We start from the raw sequence: 6,784 nt of genomic DNA, 5'->3' as shown, positions 1-6,784 counted from the left end.
CAATAGCAGTATAGGGGCTTATTAGGCTTTCTTGTTTGCATGCTCATCGTGATAGTCCTCTACCTAGCTTTCCAACATCGAGCGTTCACTTCCATAAATCTCATAATTCCGCATACTTCTTGCCTAGTATTGCACAACCTATCATTTGCTTCGCTTAAACCATTCTCCATTGCCAGAACCAAAGTGATACCAAACTGAGCCATCCGAAGTAACCCATTTCTCGTACACCTTTACCGTTTGCGGAGAATAGAACCCTTTGGCATGTGACTGTTCACCAGTTAACGGAAAATAATAATAGGTATCGCTTTTTGTTAAGCTCAGAGAGGTTAAACGAGTTTCACATTTTGAAACTAATGAGTGTCATTATGCAATTAGAGGTGAATTAGTTTCAGAATATAGAGCTAAACCACCGAAAAGAGACGCGGAACGAGCTAACTGAGCAATTAAGTTCAACATCTGAAACTAACTCGTGACTGATCCTTATCCACTCACATTTAATTGCAAAAAATGAAACTACGCGTGCGTAGCAACTAAGGCAGTGGACACAAAGTTCGTCTATTAGTGAACATTCCCCCATATCCGACATGCCTGCGAACAACAGGTCCGTTATTTGTTCCAAAAGGATCAAATATGCCCCAATCGAAGTGTAGTAACGGAACCTATGCCGCTTATTGCTGATTCCTACTATTAGAAAAGTAATTACATGACGCTGTAAAAGCTACGCCTTCAGCTCATAGCTCACAAATGCCAGCTGTCTGCTATCGGGCGACCAGGAATTGACGTTTAACGTCCCCTGCCCTCCGAACAGCTCAACCAATGTTCGATACTCGCCGCCAACAGTAGACATGAGTCTTATTTCTACGTTTTTGTTAGGCGGATGATCGGCAGGAGCCACATCTCCCTTACGGTAAGTAATGTAAGCAACGGAATCTCCACCTGGTGATACATGCGGAAACCAGCTGTTGCTCTCATCAAAAGTCATTTGAGTCTGTTCACAGCCATCGACGTTCATTCGCCATATTTGCATAAGTCCGCTGCGTACCGAGTTGAACCAAATATGCTTTCCATCAGGTGAGTATTCCGGTCCATCATCAGGCCCCGAAGTATTTGTAAGCTGTCTTTCGACGCCTCCCATTGCAGGGATCGTGTAAATATCATACTGACCGTTCCGCTCTGCACAATAAGCCAATTCGCTGCCATCCGGTGACCAGCCATGAAGATAGCTAGGTGCGAGCGCCGTAAGAAGTGTTGGATTTCCACCCTCAAGTGGTAAAACGTAAATGCGAGACTTACCATCTTCCTTCGTATGATGACTTACCGCTATCTGTCTATTATCTGGAGAAAGGACATGGTCGTTGTTGCAATGAATCGCATAACCCGAATCAATAACCGTGCTTTCCTTCGTAGCCATATCGTAAGAATAGATTCGTCCCATGCTGTTATAAATGAGACGCTTGCCATCACTAGTCCAATTCGGCGCTTCGATTAAGTAAGGAAAGGAAGTTAATACTGAACGTTCGCCGGTTAAGACATCTACCGTTTCAAGGGTGCTGATCAAGCTGGGTGCTATATTCTGCTGGGACTCTTTTAAAACCGTCAAAGTCTAATCCCCTTTCCTTTAATTAAAGTAAGGTATTCGCGAGTGTTTAGTTAACTCCTTTTAATCCAAGCATATTTCACCAATCCTGTAATTCCCCACTTTACTTGCCCTCTAGCACCTGCTGCTTCGGTCGAAACATAAGCCCAAACAACGCGAACAAAAGGAACGCACCGCCTAGAAATAAAAATATGCTGTGTATCGAAATATAACGGATTCCAAATCCGCCAAGGGTAGGCCCCATAATACTCCCAATGCTGAAGTGGATAGACGCAATGACGTTAGCTGCTGGCAGTATGGCCTTCGGTAAAATATCTGCCGCATAAGCCAATCCTAATGAATAGAAAGAACCGACAAAGCCGCCAGCTAAGGCAAATAAAACAAACAATAGACCGACATTACTCCCAGCAACAGGTATCAGGAAGAACACAAGTGACCCGATCAATCCACACGCAATTAGAATTGGTTTGCGCCCCACCTTATCACTCAAAATTCCGAGCGGCAGCTGCAAAATAAGTCCGCCGACGCCGAAAGAAAGCAGCAAAAACGATATCCAATGCTGACTCAAATCGATGCGCAAGCCATACAATGGGAAGTTGCTGTTCATAGAGGCTTCCATTAATCCGTACAGAAAGCCTGGAATTAATACAAACCACGCCATACGATAGGTTGTAATGAAACGGTTTTCTGATGATCTGCTTTTCTTTGCTTGCTCAGGTTTTTCATTCTGGAGACGGAGTACTAGCAAAAGCACGCTGATAAACAAAGTGCCACTTACCATAAAAGGAACCGCTTTGCCAAAAGACATCAAATTAATTCCAAGCGGCCCAATACTGAACCCTAAGCCATACGCCATTCCATACAATGAAATAAATTTTCCTCTACGATCTGCCGGACTCGAGCTGACTATCCATAATTGAGTCGCATAATGCAGGCAGCTATCTCCAACGCCAACCAGCAAGCGCAATACAAACCACACCACAAGTGAATCGCTTATTGGAAAGAGCAGGACGGACATCGACACCAATGCAATGCCTGCTATAATAACTTTTTTATATCCAAACCGAACGACTGGCCTCTCTACAAAAAACACCGTGCAGAAAATACCAATATATAATGCCGCCGAATTGATTCCGTTCATATCGGATGACACACCGGAACGCTCTAGCATAATGGTCAGCAGGGGGAGTAGTAACCCTTGGCTCATTCCTGCGACCATTACGACTAGCAGTAAAATAATTAATCGAGAACGAAATGATTGAGTAGCTGTTGCGATAACATGTGATGACAAAACGTTAGCACTCTCCTAAAATGTATGAATGGTACTGATTAAATCATTTAAGCTTTCGATCGAATTTCTTCTTGTATTTGCTCAGTGATTTCTACTATGCTTTTTGAGCCAAGATCGCCTTCCGACCGTTTTCTAACCGACACCGTTGCATAATTTTTCTCGTTCTCACCGAGAACCAGCATATAAGGCACTTTTTCAAGCTGGGCTTCCCGAATTTTATACCCTAGCTTCTCATTTCGTATATCTACTTCCACGCGTATGCCGGACTTTTCCAACGTGTGCTTCACTTCTAAAGCATAGTCGATATAGCTTTCTGAAACAGGCAACAACTTCGCTTGGACTGGCGCAAGCCATAATGGGAACGCACCGCTGAAATGCTCTGTCAAAATACCAATAAATCGATCAATGGAGCCATAAACCGCTCGGTGAATGACGACTGGACGGTGCTTTTGATTGTCTTCACCAATATAGGATAGCTCAAACTTTTCAGGCATTTGAAAGTCCAGTTGAATCGTACCGCACTGCCAGCTCCGTTTAAGCGCATCTAAAATATGAAAGTCGATTTTTGGACCATAAAATGCCCCATCCCCTTCATTGACGGTATATTGGATACCTCGATTATCCAGCACATTTTGCAATGACTGCTCTGCTTGATTCCATAGCTCCTCCGAGCCCATTGAATCCTCTGGCCGTGTGGATAGCTCAATCTTATACTCAAAGCCGAATACCTGATAAACATGGTCAATCAGCATAATGACGCGATTAATTTCTTCCTCAATTTGATCCGGTCGAACAAATAGATGCGCATCGTCCTGACAAAAAGTACGAACCCTCATCATCCCGTTAAGGGCCCCGGATGGCTCATGCCTGTGCACCTGACCAAATTCCGAGAGGCGAATGGGCAGCTCTCGATAGGAACGTAAGCTATTTTTGAAAATAAGCATATGCCCTGGACAGTTCATCGGTTTAAGCGCGAACTTTGTATCATCCACATTAGTAAAATACATATTATCCTTGTAGTGATCCCAGTGGCCCGATTGCTCCCAAACCCGATTATTCATCATTAGTGGCGTACGTACTTCATCGTATTCTCGCTGTCTTTGAATCTCACGTGCAAAATCTTCAAGCTCGGTACGAATAGTCATTCCTTTCGGTAGATAAAAGGGCATTCCTGGCGCTTCCTCAGAAAACATGAACAATTCGAGCTCCTTGCCTAGTTTGCGATGATCACGCTTTTTGGCCTCCTCCAGAAAGTGCATATGCTCTTCCAACTGATTTTTTTTCGGAAAGGAAGTGCCATAAATTCGCTGCAGCATCTTATTATTCGAGTCTCCACGCCAATAAGCACCCGCTACATTCAGCAGCTTGAACGCCTTAATTCTACCTGTGGAGGGGAGATGAGGTCCTCGGCATAAATCGAAAAACTCACCTTGATCATAAATTGTAAGAGCGACATCATCCGGCAGGTCACGTATGAGCTCCAGCTTTAGCGGCTCCTCAAGCTCCTCAAAAATGCGGAGGGCTTCAGCACGACTGACCTCTCGACGAACAATTGGCAGGTTTTCTTGAATAACCTTTTCCATCTCTTTCTCAATGGCACTAAGATCATCGCTGGACAGCGGTTTTTCGATATCGATATCATAATAAAAACCGTCTTCAATGACCGGCCCAATAGCGAGCTTCACAGCTTTTTCGCCATAAATTCGTTTAATCGCTTGAGCCATTATATGTGCCGTAGTGTGCCGATAGATGTCTAGGCCATCTTTACTTTCAAGCGTTACAATTTCGATCTTGCTATCCTGATCGATCGTCTCGTTCAAATCAACAGGCTTGCCATTTATTTTTCCAGCGATGGCATTTTTCTTCAAACCTATACTTATAGATTCCGCAACCTGTGCTATTGTCGTGCCTTGCAAATACCTCCTAGCTGTTCCATCCGGCAAAATAACATTAATCTCCATGATTCATCCTCCATTTCTACTTTTTTTTTAGTTATATAGAATTTATAAGTTTCACACTTATCCATTTCTATATAACCACCGCGAAACGAGCTTTGCCGCCAAGGACGGCGACAGCCGTTTACGCTTGCATTTATGAACGCAAAAAAACGCCTCTCTCCCAAGAAGGGACGAGTGCGTTCAGCTCGTGGTTCCACCCTAATTCGACCTGCTGCAATAGCCAGATCCTTATTAGTATCCGATATCGGGGATAAAACGGTGCCGCTTACTGCCGCGAGACACAACTCAACGGGTTCAACGCCACGGCTGCAAAGGGGTAATCTCACAACCGATAACTGGAGAAGCTTTCAGCCTTAGCCTCTCTCTCTGGACAGCTCGGATAGGAAATCATGTCTTTGGTCAGTGCCTTTTATTTGTAGATTGTATTATACTACATAACTAAGCTTGAAAAAGTCAAGTAGAAAATAGTTCAACAAATTAAAACCTTGATCTCATTTACGTTAGCAGCATTCGCACAAAAAGACCCAGCGCTTAACAGCAAGCTCTGGGTCCTTCACAGTTAATTATCTCAACGATGACCAGTATGGTTGCTTATGGTTATCTTGTCGTTCCTCATTTTTCCAAACACTTTGCGCAGATAAGGGGCTAGGTAATAGTCAACACCGAATTTACCAGCGTTTGTTCCTCCTACCAACACGATCATCCCAATTAATATAAACCAAGGGTTAGTCGATACTGTCCCAGCGAACATAAACATAAAGTTCATGAGGAGACCGAAGAATGCCGCAGTTGTCGTTAACGCTCCTACTATAAGTCCTAAGCCTACAAGAAATTCGCCATACGGTATCAGTACATTAATAATTTTCGCATTTGGCAAAGCAAAGTTTTCTAGAAAAGCTGTAAATGTAGGATAAACCAGTTCATTCGTGCCTCTATCAATGACTGGGTTGCTAATTGCCCCTTTCAAGAAACCACTCGCATCAAACCCGCCTAATTTATGCCAGCCTGCGGTCATCCATTGCCAGCCAAGGTATACCCGGAGTACTAATAAAATTGCTGCTGCATATTTATTTTCTCTCATCCATCTGATCACCATTCCGATCAGCTCCTTTTGTTTTCTTCTAACAACAATATAACCTGTTGGTAGAAAAAACACTGTGACTTATCTCATAGCTTATTGAACTTCCGCGTCCAATTTCAGCCTATCTTTTTCAATTCAATTATTATTCAGAAATAGATTGTATAAGTCCCTTCAGCTTGTTCGCTGAACGATGCAGCAGTTCTTTTTCTGCATCTGTAATCTTGATATCAAGCACCTCACGTACACCTTGTCGATCAACGACACAAGGAACACCCAAATATACATCGGAGATGCCATGGTAATTCTCAACCAAAGTAGAAACATTCAACACGGCTGCTTCATTGCGTAAAATAGCAGTTACAATTCGGTCAAGTGCGAGTGCAATCGCATAATAGGTAGCGCCCTTTGCTTCAATGATTTCATAAGCGGCATCTCTTGTGTTTGTGAAAATTTCTGATTTCTCATCCTCAGAAATCTCAACGGCGGAGCCGGCAACATTCGCAAGGCTCCATACTGGCAGTTCAGAATCACCATGCTCCCCAATAATATGGGCATGAACGCTGCGCGGATCAAGCTGCAGCTTCTCACCAATTAAATAGCGGAAACGCGCACTGTCAAGCAACGTTCCCGAGCCGATAACTCGGTGGGCAGGCCAGCCTGACTTCTCCAAGCAGAAGTAGCTCATAACATCAACCGGATTCGACGCGATCAGCAATATGCCATCATCATTATGCTTTAACACCTCGGTCACAATACTCTCATAAATAGCTACATTCCGCTTCAATAATTGGATACGTTCTTCGCCTGGCTTCTGCGCGGCTCCTGCCGTAATAATGATGATATCAGCACCCTTGCAA

At 43.8% G+C, this 6,784-nt stretch carries 5 protein-coding genes; all 5 read right to left on the bottom strand.

Annotated features, from left to right (window positions below; translation table 11 throughout):
- Positions 1-718 precede the first annotated feature (718 nt).
- Entirely contained in the window at positions 719-1,600 is an 882-nt protein-coding gene (locus AC1DWN_RS24440) for a TolB family protein (protein ID WP_477561498.1), read from the bottom strand.
- Between the two features lie 100 nt (positions 1,601-1,700).
- On the bottom strand, positions 1,701-2,888 hold the full coding sequence (locus AC1DWN_RS24435; RefSeq protein WP_477561497.1) for an MFS transporter: 1,188 nt from the start codon (positions 2,886-2,888) through the stop codon (positions 1,701-1,703).
- 47 nt (positions 2,889-2,935) lie between these two features.
- Positions 2,936-4,849, bottom strand: a complete 1,914-nt coding sequence (gene thrS, locus AC1DWN_RS24430; protein ID WP_477561496.1) for a threonine--tRNA ligase — start codon at positions 4,847-4,849, stop codon at positions 2,936-2,938.
- Between the two features lie 565 nt (positions 4,850-5,414).
- The gene (locus AC1DWN_RS24425) at positions 5,415-5,942 is read right to left on the bottom strand and encodes a DoxX family protein (RefSeq protein WP_477561495.1); all 528 of its coding nucleotides are present in this window, start codon (positions 5,940-5,942) and stop codon (positions 5,415-5,417) included.
- Positions 5,943-6,069: 127 nt separating this feature from the next.
- A partial coding sequence (locus tag AC1DWN_RS24420) for an L-lactate dehydrogenase (RefSeq protein ID WP_477561494.1) occupies positions 6,070-6,784 on the bottom strand: 715 nt, incomplete at its 5' end.

This window comes from Paenibacillus sp. P4_A7 (assembly GCF_056402455.1).
Note: the sequence above shows the minus strand (reverse complement) of the source record. Positions and strands in the feature narration are given on the sequence as shown.

What these genes read in the sequence shown, in the direction of transcription:
- thrS (WP_477561496.1), bottom strand. Translation starts at nt 4,849, where the DNA reads ATGGAGATTAATGTTATTTTGCCGGATGGAACAGCTAGGAGGTATTTG.
- AC1DWN_RS24425 (WP_477561495.1), bottom strand. Translation starts at nt 5,942, where the DNA reads ATGGTGATCAGATGGATGAGAGAAAATAAATATGCAGCAGCAATTTTA.